Annotated in this window: 12 protein-coding genes; 7 read left to right on the top strand and 5 right to left on the bottom strand. The window is 54.8% G+C overall.

The window, feature by feature from the left end; genetic code table 11:
* Positions 1–11 precede the first annotated feature (11 nt).
* From KF784_05355 to KF784_05335, 5 genes are all read left to right on the top strand, one after another.
* Positions 12–977, top strand: coding sequence for a PKD domain-containing protein (locus tag KF784_05355; protein ID MBX3118470.1), 966 nt, complete (start codon positions 12–14; stop codon positions 975–977).
* Between the two features lie 299 nt (positions 978–1276).
* The gene (gene sigH / locus KF784_05350; GenBank protein ID MBX3118469.1) at positions 1277–1867 is read left to right on the top strand and encodes an RNA polymerase sporulation sigma factor SigH; all 591 of its coding nucleotides are present in this window, start codon (positions 1277–1279) and stop codon (positions 1865–1867) included.
* A gap of 106 nt (positions 1868–1973) precedes the next feature.
* Positions 1974–2813: a phosphatidate cytidylyltransferase gene (locus KF784_05345; GenBank protein ID MBX3118468.1), complete on the top strand. Its 840-nt coding sequence runs from the start codon at positions 1974–1976 to the stop codon at positions 2811–2813.
* Between the two features lie 49 nt (positions 2814–2862).
* Positions 2863–3840 (top strand): ATP-binding cassette domain-containing protein, encoded by a 978-nt coding sequence (locus KF784_05340; GenBank protein ID MBX3118467.1) that lies wholly within the window; start codon positions 2863–2865, stop codon positions 3838–3840.
* Positions 3841–4104: 264 nt separating this feature from the next.
* Positions 4105–6708, top strand: coding sequence for a valine--tRNA ligase (locus KF784_05335; protein MBX3118466.1), 2604 nt, complete (start codon positions 4105–4107; stop codon positions 6706–6708).
* A gap of 201 nt (positions 6709–6909) precedes the next feature.
* Here KF784_05335 and KF784_05330 read toward each other — a convergent pair whose 3' ends face one another.
* From KF784_05330 to KF784_05310, 5 genes are all read right to left on the bottom strand, one after another.
* A complete protein-coding gene (locus KF784_05330; protein ID MBX3118465.1) occupies positions 6910–7758 on the bottom strand; it encodes an MBL fold metallo-hydrolase in 849 nt (282 codons plus the stop codon).
* Positions 7742–9127 carry a ComEC/Rec2 family competence protein gene (locus KF784_05325; GenBank protein MBX3118464.1) on the bottom strand — a complete coding sequence of 462 codons (1386 nt, stop codon included), beginning with the start codon at positions 9125–9127 and terminating at the stop codon, positions 7742–7744. Before KF784_05325 ends, KF784_05330 begins: the two co-directional genes overlap by 17 nt.
* Positions 9111–9545, bottom strand: a complete 435-nt coding sequence (locus KF784_05320) for a DUF721 domain-containing protein (protein ID MBX3118463.1) — start codon at positions 9543–9545, stop codon at positions 9111–9113. Before KF784_05320 ends, KF784_05325 begins: the two co-directional genes overlap by 17 nt.
* Positions 9542–10687: a DNA replication/repair protein RecF gene (gene recF / locus KF784_05315; protein MBX3118462.1), complete on the bottom strand. Its 1146-nt coding sequence runs from the start codon at positions 10685–10687 to the stop codon at positions 9542–9544. Before recF ends, KF784_05320 begins: the two co-directional genes overlap by 4 nt.
* Before the next feature lie 227 nt (positions 10688–10914).
* The gene (locus KF784_05310) at positions 10915–11670 is read right to left on the bottom strand and encodes an RDD family protein (protein MBX3118461.1); all 756 of its coding nucleotides are present in this window, start codon (positions 11668–11670) and stop codon (positions 10915–10917) included.
* A gap of 111 nt (positions 11671–11781) precedes the next feature.
* On the opposite strand from KF784_05310, the gene KF784_05305 reads away from it, so the two are divergent.
* Together KF784_05305 and KF784_05300 are read left to right on the top strand one after the other, a co-directional pair.
* Positions 11782–13089, top strand: coding sequence for a DUF58 domain-containing protein (locus tag KF784_05305; GenBank protein ID MBX3118460.1), 1308 nt, complete (start codon positions 11782–11784; stop codon positions 13087–13089).
* A gap of 160 nt (positions 13090–13249) precedes the next feature.
* Positions 13250–15001, top strand: a complete 1752-nt coding sequence (locus KF784_05300; protein MBX3118459.1) for a long-chain fatty acid--CoA ligase — start codon at positions 13250–13252, stop codon at positions 14999–15001.
* Positions 15002–15008: the final 7 nt, after the last annotated feature.

Raw genomic sequence — 15008 nt, 5'->3', positions numbered from 1 at the left:
GGAAGGTATCCATGACAAAGATCTGGACAACAATAGCTTTTGGTGCAGCCGCCGTAGGTGTGTTTGCACAGAATCCTGCGCTTTATAACCCGGCACGCACGATTGAGGATCAGAAGATCTCGGTGCGAGGCTGGGGCAGCGGCAGCATCGCTCAAACGGATGAGCTCGCCTATCAGGGCGTTTACTCTATCCGCATTTCGACGCGCAACTTCTTCCAAGGTGGAATCATCACGATGAATGAGCCCATCGACATGAAGAGCGCCTATGCCGATAAGAATAACCTGCTGCGCTTCACGATCCGTGTGGCCGACCTGAACACAACGCTCGGCGGTGGCGGCACTCGTGGCGGCGGTTTGGGTACGAGCGGTGGCGGCGGAGCCGGTAACGCAGTTGGCGACGATGGCGGCGGCGGACAAGGCAACCGCGGCTCAGGCGCGGGCAGTTCGGGAAGCACGGTTTCAATGCCAGTGACTTCTCTCAAGAATTTGAGGCTCATCGTTACCACGACAGACGGTAAGAAGAGCGAAGCCTACATTGCCGTAAACACCAGTATGACGATGGATCGTGGCTGGCTGAACATAGCCTCCCCGCTGAAAACCATCACCGGGCTCGATAAGACCAATATGCAGATCAAAGAGATTGCGATCTCTGGCGATGCCGTCACTACCTTCTATATTGGCGAGATTCGAGTTGTTAACGACACAACGCCGATCACGGGTGATATCGGTCAAGGTGATATGAACCTGGCATTGGGCGACGAAGTGACATTCTCTGCACGCGGTTTTGGTGGTGCAAGCATTCTGAAGTACACGTGGGACTTCGATGCCAAAGACGGTATTCAAGTTGACGCGGAAGGACAAGCAGTTAAGCGTAAGTTCCGCAAAGCTGGCACGTATACCGTGACGCTCACTATCTCTGATGCGAATGGGCTGAAGACACCTTACAAGGCGACGATTAAAGTTAAAGTCAACCCGTAAGCGAGACTTCTGTTACCTTCCTCCAAGGCGATCTTCATCCATGGGATGGGGATCGCCTTTATATTACGCCAGAGTGATGTGTTTACTCCCTCTCTTATCTACTCATCCTTAGCTAATGTAAATTAAATAGGGGCGATTTGTAAAAAGTTATTGACATCTGAGAAATCCTGACATAGAATGATTAAGGGGAAGTTCCGGATGCTATCTTGCGGGCCGGGGCATCAGATGGCAAACCGCATGCCGCTTGGTAAATTGTGGCTTTCGTAGCGGAGATTTTTGACCAGAACAGCTTTAGCTGTATGCAGGATGAGGAGGTCGTTTCGCTTGCTCGGAGCGGCAATCCCATTGCGACCGAGTTTCTGATTACTCGGTACCGTCCGCTTGTCGAAAACAAAGCCCGCGCTTACTTCGTTATCGGGGCTGACCACGATGATGTGATTCAGGAAGGAATGATTGGGCTGTTTAAAGCCATTCGGGACTTCCGCGAGGATCGCCTCAGCAAGTTCCGACCGTTTGCCGAACTTTGCGTCACCCGGCAGATCATTACCGCAGTGAAAACCGCCACACGGCAGAAACATGTGCCCCTGAACGGTTATGTCTCGCTAAATCGAGCAATGGGAGACGAGCCTACCGATGGCTCTTTGCTGGACATTCTGCCCGACCAGAAAGCCGATTCGCCCACGGTTGATGTCCTGTGTGAGAAGTTGCCGAGAAACTTGCATGAAGCCGTGCGAAACATCCTTAGTGAGCTTGAGAGAAGCGTACTGAGATGCTACTTGGAAGGGATGTCGTACCGAGAGATGAGCTCGGAGTTGCAGTGTCACACCAAGTCGATCGACAATGCTTTGCAGCGAGTAAAGCGAAAGATCGGCGTGATGATGCAAGATTAAACTGCCGCAGGCTCCACGATTTGATTCAAGCTTGAATTCCTTGACGCTTTGTGATGAGTCCAAGTAGTCTCTTCATAGAGACTTTCCAGCTCAGCGTGGAGAACCTTTGAAAACTCGAGTATTGACCGCCCTTGCCCTTATTCCTGTCGTTTTGGCGGCGGTCTTTGTCGCGCATCCCTTGCCTCTTGGGCTTTTGCTGATTGCAGTGTCCTGGATTGCCTCGGCGGAGATAGGGAGTGTGGCGAGCGAGAAGGGGGAGAAACCACTCTTAGGTCCACTTTGTGTTTTGGCTGCCGTTGTGGGACTGACAGCACAAGCGTTTGACTTGATAGACTTGCAGCTTTTAAATATGGAAATTGCCTGGGTGGGCACTTGCCTTGGTTTGACCATCATCGGAGCTGCCGCACTGACCAGTCAAAAGCCGGAAAAATCCAGCCGCTTAGCTATTGAATTTAGTTCCCTATGGGTGGCGGCACCCTTATGCTCCCTGCTGGCCCTCCACTCCTCAGCCTATGGAGGATCGCTCTGGAACTGTAAGTCGACGATTCTGATCCCGCTTTTTGCCCTTTGGGCGGGCGATTCGGCGGCTATCCTTGCCGGAAAGTATCTTGGGAAGCATCTCTTGGCTCCCAAGATCTCTCCTAAGAAAACGGTTGAGGGCGCTGTCGCCAACTTCATCTTCTGCATTCTGGGGGCGATGCTGGGCGGGTATATCGCTGGCATCCCAATGGTGTGGAGCGCGGTGTGTGGAGCGGCGGCGGGAGTCTTCGGACAGGCAGGCGATCTCTTTCAGAGTGCATGGAAGCGGAAGTTTGATAAGAAGGACAGCGGCTCTCTGCTCCCAGGCCACGGCGGAATTCTGGACCGAATTGATTCCTTGCTCTTCACGGCCCCGGTTGTGGCGCTGATAATCACGATCTACTATTGGAACACGATTGTACGGTAACGAGGTTCACCTCACTACCAGTTCAAATTAGCTCTGGTAAGCTCCCTGTATGCCTGCGATCGTCGTTCAAGACTTGTGCAAGACCTACGTCTCGCACAAAAAGCTGCCCGGTGTGGGCGGGGCGATCAAGAGCCTTTTTACCCGTGAAAAGACTGAGGTTAAGGCGGTTGTTGACGTCTCCTTTGAGATCGAGCAAGGCGAGATGGTTGGGTTCCTCGGACCGAACGGGGCAGGCAAAACAACAACGCTAAAGATGCTTTCCGGGATCCTCTATCCCACTTCTGGCAAGGCGGAGGTGTTCGGCTTCACTCCTTTTGACCGCAAGCCCGAAATGCTCAAGCAGATTGCAATTGTGATGGGCAACAAGCAGCAGCTGTGGTGGGACCTGCCCGCCTGGGACAGCTTTGTGGTGCTAAAGGAGCTCTATGAGGTTAGCGATGCCGACTTCAAACGCCGAGTAGACCGGCTGATTGAGGAGCTGCAGATATCCGGCAAGGTGAATACACAGGTTCGAAAACTGAGTCTGGGCGAGCGGATGAAGTGTGAGTTGGTGGCCGCTCTTCTCCATGCACCGAGGGTCGTTTTCCTTGACGAACCGACTCTGGGACTGGATGTCGTCAGTCAAAAGCGCATTCGGGAATTCCTTAAGGAGTTGCACAAGCAGGATGGCAGCACGGTCTTGCTTACAAGCCACTATATGCAGGATGTGGAGGAGCTTTGTAAGCGGGTAATCGTCATTGACCATGGTGAACTGGTCTTTGAGGGCACGCTGGATGGACTTACCAAGCAGTTTTCTAACACACGAAAGTTGCGACTGACGTTCGGGTCGGCCGTATCTTCCGATGCTCTGAATGCGCTTGGGTGTGTTGTGGAGTCGGACGAAACGTCGGCTTTACTTGAGATTCCGCCCGATAAGATGGCCACGGTCACGGCTCAAGCTTTGCAAACACTTCCGGTTGCGGATATAGCGATTCAGGAAGTGGATATTGAGGATGTGATTCGGGAGCTGTTTAGTCAGAAGCGGTGAAGATGTTTCTTGTGAAACATTGTTGATTTTTCCTCCCGCGTGAACTCCGAAAGACTCATGAGGGAGGGGATTAAGGGGCGGGAGAAAAGAGCTGTCTCCACCCCCTAACCCCCTCCTCATCAAGTCTTCGACATTGACGAGGAGGGGGAGCTGGAATGTTTCACATGAAACCCGATTAACCTGCCAGGGCCCTCCAGCGCGGCCTATTTGAGCCTCTTCCGCTATAATGAAGCCTAAGTCTTTCATGACAGGAAAGGTGACAATATGGCAAACGATAACGAGCTTTCGACGCGTTACGATGCGTCCGCAGTGGAACAGAAGTGGTACGCCGAGTGGGAGAAGGCGGGGCTATTCCAGCCTGATGAAGACCCCGACAAACCCGTCTACTGCATCACCATCCCCCCTCCCAACATCACCGGCTCCCTTCATATGGGCCACGCGCTTTGCTACTCCCTGCACGACCTCTTAGGCCGCTATCATCGACAGATCGGCAAGAGCGTCCTGATTCTGCCTGGCCAGGACCATGCTGGAATCGCCACGCAGTCGGTGGTCGACAAGATGCTTCGCAAAGAGGGCGCCAGCGCGGCGAAGATCGGGCGCGAGGCTTTCATTGAGCGTGTTTGGGAATGGCGGCAAGAAAGCGGCCACACCATCATCAAGCAGTTTCGGCGGCTCGGCTGCGCCTTCGATTGGCCTCGATCCCGCTTCACCCTTGACGAGCGCTACGTTGAAGCCGTATTGAAAGTATTCATTGACTGGTTCGAGCGCGGATTGATTTACAAGGGCAAGAGGGTTGTGAACTGGGACCCGAGCCTGCAAACCAGCGTCTCCGACATCGAGATTGAGCGCCAGATCATTAAAGGCAAGCTGTATCACATTCGCTACCCGTTCACCGACGGCTCGGGCGAAGTGGTGATCGCCACCACACGCCCAGAAACGATGCTCGCCGACGTCGCGGTTGCTGTGCATCCCGACGACAAGCGTTATCATGGCATGGTCGGGAAGACCCTGCGGCTGCCTCTTATCAACCGCGAGATCCCGCTCATCGCCGACACTTACCCCGATCCTGAGTTCGGAACTGGCGCGGTAAAGATCACCCCCGCCCACGATCCCAATGACTATGAAGTGGGCGTCCGGCATAACTTGGACATGCCTGTGGTACTGGACGAGCGTGGCAAGGTCAACGAGAACGGAGCGCAATATGCCGGTCTGGATCGACAGGAGGCTCGTAAGCGCATCGTTGCCGAGCTTGAAGAGCAGGGATTCCTGGTCAAGATTGAAGACCACGAGATGGCGATCCAGATCTCCGACCGCAGCAAGGACATTATCGAGCCACTCCTTTCTGAGCAGTGGTTTGTCAGCCAAACCAAGCTTGCCGAATCGGCAATCGAGGCTGTAAAGAGCGGGCGAACACGGTTCGTACCGAACCGCTACGAGAAAGTTTATCTGGACTGGATGGAGAACATTCGCGACTGGTGCATCAGCCGTCAGCTCTGGTGGGGCCACCGGATTCCTGTGTATTACACAGAGAGCGGGGAAGCCGTTGCCGCGCATTCATGGGAAGAAGCCGAGACGAAGTCGGGACAGAAGATCGTCAAGCAGGACGATGACGTTTTGGATACCTGGTTCAGCTCCGGCCTGTGGCCCTTTGCCACACTCGGCTGGCCCGAAGAAACCGCCGATTTGAAGCGGTTTTACCCTGGAGATGTGCTGATCACGGCCCGCGACATTATCTATCTGTGGGTCGCCCGCATGATCATGATGGGCGAGGATTTCATGGGCAAGGAGCCGTTCAAGGATGTGTTCATCTACGCCACGATCCTCACTGAAGACGGCAAGCGGATGAGTAAGTCACTCGGTACGGGCGTGGACCCGATGGACATCATCGAGAAGCTCGGCGCTGACGCGCTGCGCTGGACTCTTTTCAGCCAGACCGGGCACAACCAGGAGATTCGCTACAGCGAACGCCGGACCGAAGACGCACGAAACTTCTGCAATAAGATTTGGAATGCGACGCGGTTCGTTCTGATGAACGTTCCAGAAACGCCCACCAAGCCGGAAAAGTTTGAAGCTACGGATCAGTGGCTGCTCAGCCGGCTATACGCTACGGAGAAGATCTGCAAGGATGCTTACGAGACATACAACGTTCAGGAAGCTTGCTCTGCGCTGTATAAGTTCTTCTGGTCAGAGTTGGCCGACTGGTATATCGAAGTCTCGAAGGCTCGCCTTGCGGCTGGGGATGCAGCGCCGCGGTGGGTTCTTATCACGGCTTTGAGCACGTTCTTCAAGCTGCTGCACCCGCTCATGCCCCACATCAGCGAGGAGCTCTATCAGCACCTGCCTGTTGAAGGCAAGATGCGATTCCTGATGGAAGAAGCCTGGCCGACAGTGCCCGCCGAGTTCCATCAGCCTGCTGTAGAGGCGCAAATTGAACGTGCGTTTGAGATCACACGGGCTTTCCGGGCGTTGCGCGCGGAGGTCGGCCTCACTCCGATGAAGATAATCGAGGAGGCATATTTTGAGGGCGATCTGGGAAGTGGGGCTTACATCGTTCAGACGCAGTCGTGGGTAGCGATCTTGACCCAGGGCAAACCGACAGATGGGAAGTTTATGTCGACAACGGTCGAGGGCGTTGACTTGCACCTGCCGATTGACGACTTGGTAGACCCCGCGAAGGAGATTGAGCGGCTGGATAAGGAGCATGAGAAGGTGAACGGAGACCTTGAGAAGCTCTTGCAACGGCTGAACAATGCGGACTTTGTGAGCCGCGCGAAGCCGGAGGTTGTGGAGCGGGATCGGGCACTGGCGGAAGAATTGAAGGGGAAGTTGGAGAAGATCGGAGAACGACGAAAGCTGTTTGGAGGATAAAACCCTCCGTTGTCTGAGCGTAGCGAAGATAGGGCGAGCGAAAGGCTTGCGTCAACCTTGATTAGCGATCGAACAGTCGCGACCCCCATCCCTCTGTTTGCTTTGCTCACAGGTCGCTTCCCCCTAAATGCAGGGGGAAGGGAATCTTCTGCCCACCTTTACCAATCCTTCGACATTGACGAGGAGGGGAACCCTATCAAATCACCGCCCCACGATCTCAAACCCTCTTTCTCCGGCCTCAAAAGTAATCGTCCCATCCCGATCCGTGCGCAAAACCTTTGCCCCGGCCTTTTCTGCTCGAGTAACCGCCTCCGCCGAAGGGTGACCGTAGCTATTGTTCCGCCCGCATGTGAAGATTACATACCTTGGCTGAACTGCTTTGAGCCATTCTGGGCCGGTTGAGAACTTGCTTCCGTGATGGCCGCCTTTCATCACCTGGGCTTTCCAATTTCCCCTCTTCAGCATCGTCGCCTCCGTGAACATATCAGCGTCACCACTGAAGACTGCCGACGACTTTCCATTGCCAAGCCAGACGAACATTGAGCCTTGATTATCGTTGTCGCCTTGATCAAACGAAGGCGAGACAAACCGAAGTTGCCACTCTCCCGATTGCATCTGCATTGAGCGTGCTATCCATAAGATGTTTCGGTCGGAGATTCGACTTCGAGACAACACATCTTGCAGCGTCTTGTGCTCCTTAAAGTGCCTGGGAACTGCCACGACACGAACCTCAATCCGCTTTGAGAGGCTCACAAGGCCGCCGATATGGTCGTTGTCGGGGTGTGAAAGGAGAACGAGGTCAATTCGATTGACTCCAAGGTCCCGCAACTGCGGATACAGCAACGTCCTTCCAGCATCTGAATACTCATTGGCAGGGCCAGCGTCGATCAGAATATTCAATCCATCGTGCTGAAACAGTGCGCAATCCCCTTGCCCCACGGAGAAGAAGATCAGGCGAGTGGGCTTCGGAGATGAGGGGCGCCAGCCAAGCCAAAACCCGGCAATGACCGCAACCAGTAGGATCGCGGCGAATCTAAGCTTGGCGAACACGCGGCCTCCAAAGCGCAATGAGCGCTGCGTAAATCGGCACAAGCCACAGGGCATTGAACGCAGGAATCTCCATCGCGGCAAAACTCAGCGAACCTAATCCGTTCACCACCCATGAGATCCAGCCGACAAAAGGAGTGACAAAGATGGCAAGAATCCCGGCGCTGACCGCTGGAAGCAGGAAAGAGAACAACCACCCAACCACCGATCCCACCATGATCGGCAAGATAGCGGCGGCGATGAGGAGGTTGGCAAGCACGGCGATCACTGAAACCAACCCGAAATGATAGGCAACAAGGGGCGCGGTGGCACCTGTCGCCACCAGGCTCTGCCAAGCCAAATGACCGATTCGAACCTTAAAGATGCCGGTTAAGCCCTCGATTGTAGATTTCTCATGGAGTCGGAAGTAGGCAAGCGCGAAGACGGCGACAAAGGAGAGCTGAAAACCGATGTCGAGCAGCGTCAGCGGTTTCCAAAGGAGATATATGATCGCGGCCAAACTCAGTGAGGAGAGGGCATCGGGGACTCGTTTGCAAAACTCGGAGCCCATGTAAGCAATTCCCATAAACGCCGCACGCACGACGGGAGGACGAAATCCAGCGGCTGCGGAATAAAGAAGCAGCACAAGGATGAGAAGGATGAACTGCATCCAGCGCGGCATGGGCAAGAAGGCGAGCAGAAACTGAACAGCGAGCGAGAAAAGAAAGACATGAAGTCCTGATGCGGAGATGATGTGGATCGTGCCTGTGCGTTGGAGGTTGTCGCGGAATTCCTCGGGCAGCTCACCGTCAACATTGAAGCAAAGGGCATCAGCCATATCGGACACTCCTGCCGGTAATGACTGTTCCGAAAATCTTAAGAACGACTCTCGCCATGCAAGTCCAAGACGAAAGATGAGCGGCCCTTCATGAACGATTTGTATATCTTTTGCTTCGTTTACTGTTATAGAACCCTGCAAGCCCTTTGCGCGGAAATAAGGCTCCTGGACCTCAGAGACGCCTTTCATCACACCCTTGACACGAATATTGTCACCAAGGGAGATTTTGCCTTGTTTTAATACGATACGATACTGTCCCGTATCATTAATGATTTCGGCAATAAGTCCATCTTTTATGGCGCGTGGCATAGACGTTACCGTAAAGATTTCGTCAACCTCCCTCTTGGCCTCAGAAGATGGGCTTGGCAATCCCGGCCACAAGAAAACGCCTAGAGCAAAGAACGTGACGGCTATCGCACGTCTTTGCAGGGTCTTTAACAAGACAAGGATTGCGAGAAGGAAGGCGGCAGCGGGCAGCCAGTGAGCGGTAGCCAATCCCACGACAAGCGCCATAGCCCCCACGAAGGCGGGCCTATGCTCAATCTGGTCCCTCAAGGGGCTTCTCCGGGGCTGCCTCCATACGGGCGACCCTGCGTTCATAAATCTCTCGAATGCTCAGGCCTTCGCGGTCGTCCTCCGAGGGTGGGGAGGGCGCTTCCTCGGGGGCGAGGGCCTCATGCTGATACAGTTTTCGAACTCCAAAGCGCACGTCCTTGAACAGACCTCTCTCGCCGGACATCGCCGTCAATTTCTCCAGGATTTGGCTCTTCAACATACGCAATTCTTGCGCCCAACTCGATCCTTCGACAGCCACCCAAACGGTTCCGCGATCATAGCGATCCGGCCAAGAGCGCTTCGCCAACCCCTCACCGACAACCTCCACCCACCTACGGAGGCATGTTTGGGCACGGGCGGTACGCACAACCTCCTCTTGCATGAAGCTCTCGTTCAAAACGTGCTTGATTCTTCTCATCTTGGGTTTACCGTGCCGTCGACCACATCAAAAATCCTCGTTCGGCTCAGAATCGACTCCCCTGCGGCTTCTGCTTCAGTGCAAGTCAACACCGTCTGTCCAGCATGCTCCAGTACCCATTCGACAAGGCGTGATCTTCTCCCTGCATCAAGGTCGCTCAGAACGTCGTCGAGGAGTAAAATCGGTGTGAATCCGAGCTCACTTTGAGTGTGGAGCAGCGTTCCAAGCTTGAGCGCGATGACAGCTGTCCTTTGTTGCCCTTGGCTGCCAAACAACCTGCCCTCACGACCCCCGATAAGGATTTCGAAGTCATCTCGGTGGGGGCCGATGGTTGTGGTGCCCCGAGCGATTTCATGCCCTCTGTTGCCCGATAGAGCCACTGCAAATGCTTCTGAGTCCTGGGCTTCATCTTTGGGGCGGTAAACGAGTTGGAGGACCTCCTGCTGCCCAAGAAAGGCATGCGTGGCGGAGGCATGAGGCTCAAGCTGTGTCAAATAATCGCTTCGGATACGGCGAATGCTCGACCCGTGTTCGGCTAGATGCTGTTCCCAAACGGCAAAGGTATCGGGAGGTTGAGGCCGCTCTTGGGCGAGTTTGAGAAGCGCATTTCTCTGTTCGAGAGCCCGTTTGTACAACGACAGGTGCCGAAGATAACTGGGGAATAACTGGCTCAGTTCAAGGTCCAGAAACATCCTTCTTTCTGAAGGTTCACCGTGAACCAACGGGAGGTCCGCGGAACTAATGCAAACACACGGCATTCGTCCAAGGATGTCGGAGGCACGGGGAAGGTCGGCACCGTTCAGGGATGCTCGCTTTCGAGAACCACGTTCCAGCCTAACGGCAATCTCGGTTCCCGTCTCGAGGAGCTTGACCGAGACGTGAAACTTCTCATCACCTTCACGGATGGCCTCAACGTCCTTGGAACCCCGCAGAATCCGTCCAGTCGCGGCAAGATAGATGGCTTCAAGAAGGTTCGTCTTGCCTTGGGCATTGGGTCCGACAACGATATTGAACTCGGGCGATAGCTCGACAGAAAGATGGGCGTAGTTTCGGAATCCTGACACGGAGATTCGTTCCAGCCCCGCAAGGCGTGGCGGCGGTCGGATATCCCCATCCTTCTTATAATCACTCCTTGTTAGCATGAGAATTTATATTTACTGTTAACGGGAACCTAAAATGTGGAAAACCAGGTTCACCGTGAGTCCCGTGTCTAGGATTTGGCCCATATTTGAACTTAAATCCAGTGTATTGCCCCTATTGGCGTGTGTGGATAAACGTGTGGAATATCGACGTTCTGTATAACTTTGATACCTCTAGTTTTCGACACATTCTTAAGAATCCACTCTTTCCACCGACAATCCACAGGTTGTCATAACAATCCGTGTGTTCTTCCGTAGCGCATGACAGCGGCCTCTGCAACATAGATCGGATGGACGTTTGCGAGCTCCGGTATTCCGCGCGTTCGGGCGATGGGCTTCCAGACCTCTTCAATCATCTTGTTTTGAATGTTTGTGGAGAGTTCGGGGAAGCGGTCACAAAATCGACGCAGAGCAAGATACTCCTCCATGGTCATCCCCTTCAATTCTCCGACGGAGTTTTCGAGAGGGTGGGTAGCGACGGCATGGGGTGCAACCGTGAATCGAACGGGCGCTGTCCGTTCGTAGACGACGATGGTGCCCGATATGAGGTCGCCGATACGCTGGCTTCGCGGATTCGTAAACATCGCGATGACTCCGGCGAAGTATCCAAACGGGAGGAAGTCGGCAGCGCGCATCAGGTTACGTCCGACAGCCGACCCAAAGCGCACGGCTGTGCCGTCCACCATGCGAACGCGAATCCCTGCAGCTTTTTTGCCAATCGTTTGCCCGTTCCAAAGCCCCTCAAACAGAATGAAGTAGAGGAGGGGACCCGCAAACGCAAGGATCATGAAGATCGCCTCAAAGATGCTGGAGGCAAAAACACCCATCAGTCCGCCAGCCAGCGCGATGATCGAGACCAGGACGGTAAGGGTTACCCAGACAATGATCACGTCGAGGATGTTCGCCAGCGCACGCGAGCCGATCCCGGCTAGGCGGTACGTGACAATCGTTTTTTCCGGGCTTAACAGCGCGACCTCTTGGGCCATACAGAAATGCTACCCGGCTGCAGTCGCGATCTCCATAAATGCAGAAGGCTCCCCTATTTTCTTTCACTGTCGATTGGATTCACTGTTCAACTTCCGGCAAAATGAACCGCAATGGTTCCGACACGGCGACTTTGGTTCCTGTTTGTCCTGGGTGTGCCTTTGGCGGCCCTGTTTGCCGTGTTCGGGTACGGGTGGGCGATTTGGGCTTACAACTTCGGCCTTCTGCTTGCTGCAGTGATCAGTTTCCGGCTTGCCCCCGATACCAAGACCCTTCGCATTCGGCGGAAGTTTGACCCCGTGCTCTCTGTTCGAGTGCCGAACCGAGTTGAGGTTCTCATCGAGAACGAGGGTGTAGAGAAAATCGGAGGGGTCTTTCGGGATGAGCCACCTTTGGCATTTACGACAACTGAGAAAGAGTTCCCAATGGACTTGGAGCCGGGGCGAGCGATGTCTTTGGACTATCACATCACGCCACCCGAGCGCGGGAGCGATTTCTTTCGTGGTTCTTATCTGAAGCTGCGTTGTCCGTTTGGGTTGGTCGACCGGATCGTTCGGCTCGGCACGGGCCAGCCCGTACGTGTGTATCCCAACGTCTTGGCGCTGCGTGAGTTTGACCTTCTCAAGCAGCGAGGAAAGCTCAACCAGATGGGTATTCGTAAAACGGCAATCCGGGGGTTGGGGTCGGAGTTCGAGAGCCTGCGCGACTATACCGAGGGCGACGACTACCGCAAAATCGACTGGAAAGCCTCGGCTCGACGCAGCAAACTGGTTGTGCGGCAGTACGAAACCGAGAGGAATCAATCGGTGATCATCGTACTGGACATCGGGCGCAAGATGCTCAGCGAGGTCAACGGCGTTTCCAAGCTAGATCATGCTCTGGATGCGTGTTTGATGCTGGCTCATGCCGCTCAGGTGGCAGGTGATCAGGTGGGTCTCCTCGTATACGCAGATACCGTTCGCCGGTATATCCCCCCCAAGAAGGGCCGCAACCAAGTTGGGATCATCATCGAAGCGATTCACAACATCATGGCGGAACCGGTCGAGAGTGATCAGATCATGGCCTTTAGCTATCTTGCGACACGATGGAAGCGGCGGTCGTTGGTGGTGGCGTTCACCGATGCGGAGGACGAGGACCAGGCGAAGGATCTTGTGACGGCGCTCGGGCCGATGGCAAGACGGCACTTGACCCTTCTGACCCGGGTGAGCGACCCGAGGCTCAAGGAGTCGGCGGAAAGGGGCGTTTTTGAGCTGAACGATCTTTACTTCAAGGCCGCGGCTCTAAGCTTCACCGGCGACCGGCAGCGTGCAGGAACGCGGTTGCAGTCGGCCGGAGTCCACAGCATCGATGCCGAGCCGCAAGAGCTTGCGGCGGCTTTGGTGTCGTACTATTTTATGGTGAAGGAACGGTCTCTGCTCTAGGTAGCTGGGTGCTGAGAGTGAGCAGCCGTAAGCGATTGTGAAACCAAGGGCAAAGATAGCTGATGTCCGTTAGCGGATCGCCATTCAGGTACCAATTTTCAGGGTGGATCGGCTAAGGTTGAAACGGTTTGGTTTCTTTGAGATGTCAATGGAGACAATGATGAGCACCGTACAAGAGCCTGTCACTAACGTCGAACTCCTGTCTATGGGAGCGATGCTTCGTAAGTCGATCCAACGATGGCCGGAGCGCGTGGCGATGCGCGTTCCCGAGGGCTCCGACTTCCGCTCGATAACCTACACTCAACTCGGCGAGCTCGTGCGGCAGTATGCAGGCGCGCTCAAGAGTCTGGGATTGGCGAAGGGCGACCGGATTTGTCTCCAGAGCGATAACTGCTACGAGTGGGCTTTGACGGACTGGGGATGTCAGTCGCTCGGTGTAATCCTCGTGCCGATCTATCCCACGTTGCCCGCGGATCAAGCTCAATACATCGTTCGCGATTGCGGGGCAAAGATCGTGATTGCGGGCAATACCGACCAGTCAGCTAAGACAAAGGGCATGGCTGGAGTTCAAACAACGCTCTTGCGCGGCGCTGAGGGTTCGTTGGACGAGATCTCTAAAAGGCCAGGAATCGAGCTAAGTCTTGAAGACTGGAATGCCCATATTGATGCAGTGGACCCTGAGGAGGTCGCCACGTTCATTTACACGAGCGGGACAACAGGGCAGCCTAAGGGTGCGATGCTGCCTCACCGGGCGATCACGTGGCTCTGCTCGGAGATCAAAGAGTGTTTGCCGATCGACGAGAACGACACTTTCCTCTGCTTCCTTCCGATGTCGCACGTGTTTGAGCGCTTTGCCGGGCAGGCCCTACCGATTTCGAAGGGCGCTTGCATTGGATACGCCAAGAACCTCGCCTCCCTGGCGAGCGACATGGTCAAGGTCAAGCCCACCATCGTGCTGTGTGTCCCTCGATTCTTGGAGGCCACGCGAGAGAAAATTTTGGATGGCGTCAAGAAGCAGTCGGGGCTCAAACAAAAGCTATTCAATCTCGCACTCAGCCAAGGCGTCACTCGGGCGCGGGGTGGATTTGCCCCGGTAGCTGGCGTGCTCGACAAGGTTGTCGGGAGCAAGATTCGCGAGAAGACAGGAGGCCGGATTCGCTTTTTCGTTTCAGGCGGGGCTGCTTTGCCACAGCACGTCGCCGAGTTTTATATGGCGATGGGGCTGAACGTTTTGCAGGGGTATGGCCTGACGGAGACCACTGCCGCGACCTGTGTCAACCACCCGGACGACAACAAATATTGGACGGTGGGCATGCCGATCAAGGACGTGCAAGTCAAGCTTGCCGAAGATGGGGAGATCTTGGTGCGCGGCCGTAGCGTCATGCTCGGCTACTACAACCTCCCAGAAGAGACTGCCGCCGCCATCGACAGCGACGGCTGGTTCCACACAGGGGACATCGGCGCTTGGGAGGGCAAACACCTCAAGATCACCGACCGGAAAAAGGACATTCTTGTCCTTGCCAATGGAAAGAACGTTGCTCCACAGCCGATTGAGAACAAGATCAAAGAGAGCGCGTACATTGCGGAAGCCGTGGTTTTCGGTGACGGTAGCGAATGTTGCTACGCGCTGATCGTTCCGAACTTCGAGAAGATCAAAGCTGAGATTGAGTCGAAGGGGATGCAAGCCCCAAGTGAGCACCAGATGGCTGAACTTGATGCGGTGAAGAAGCTCATAAAGGACGAGATGGAAAAGGTCAACAAGGACTCGGCAGATTTTGAACGCGTGAAGAAGTGGGTCCTTGTGGACGCAAGCTTCAGCGTCGAGAGTGGCGAACTTACTCCTTCGCTCAAGGTCAAGCGAAAAGTCGTGGCGGAGAAGTTCGCCAAAGAGCTTGAGAGCCTGCGCCGATAGAGGGCGA

Source organism: Fimbriimonadaceae bacterium, from assembly GCA_019638775.1.
GTDB lineage: Bacteria > Armatimonadota > Fimbriimonadia > Fimbriimonadales > Fimbriimonadaceae > JAHBTD01.
This window is presented reverse-complemented; position numbering and strand designations above follow the sequence as displayed.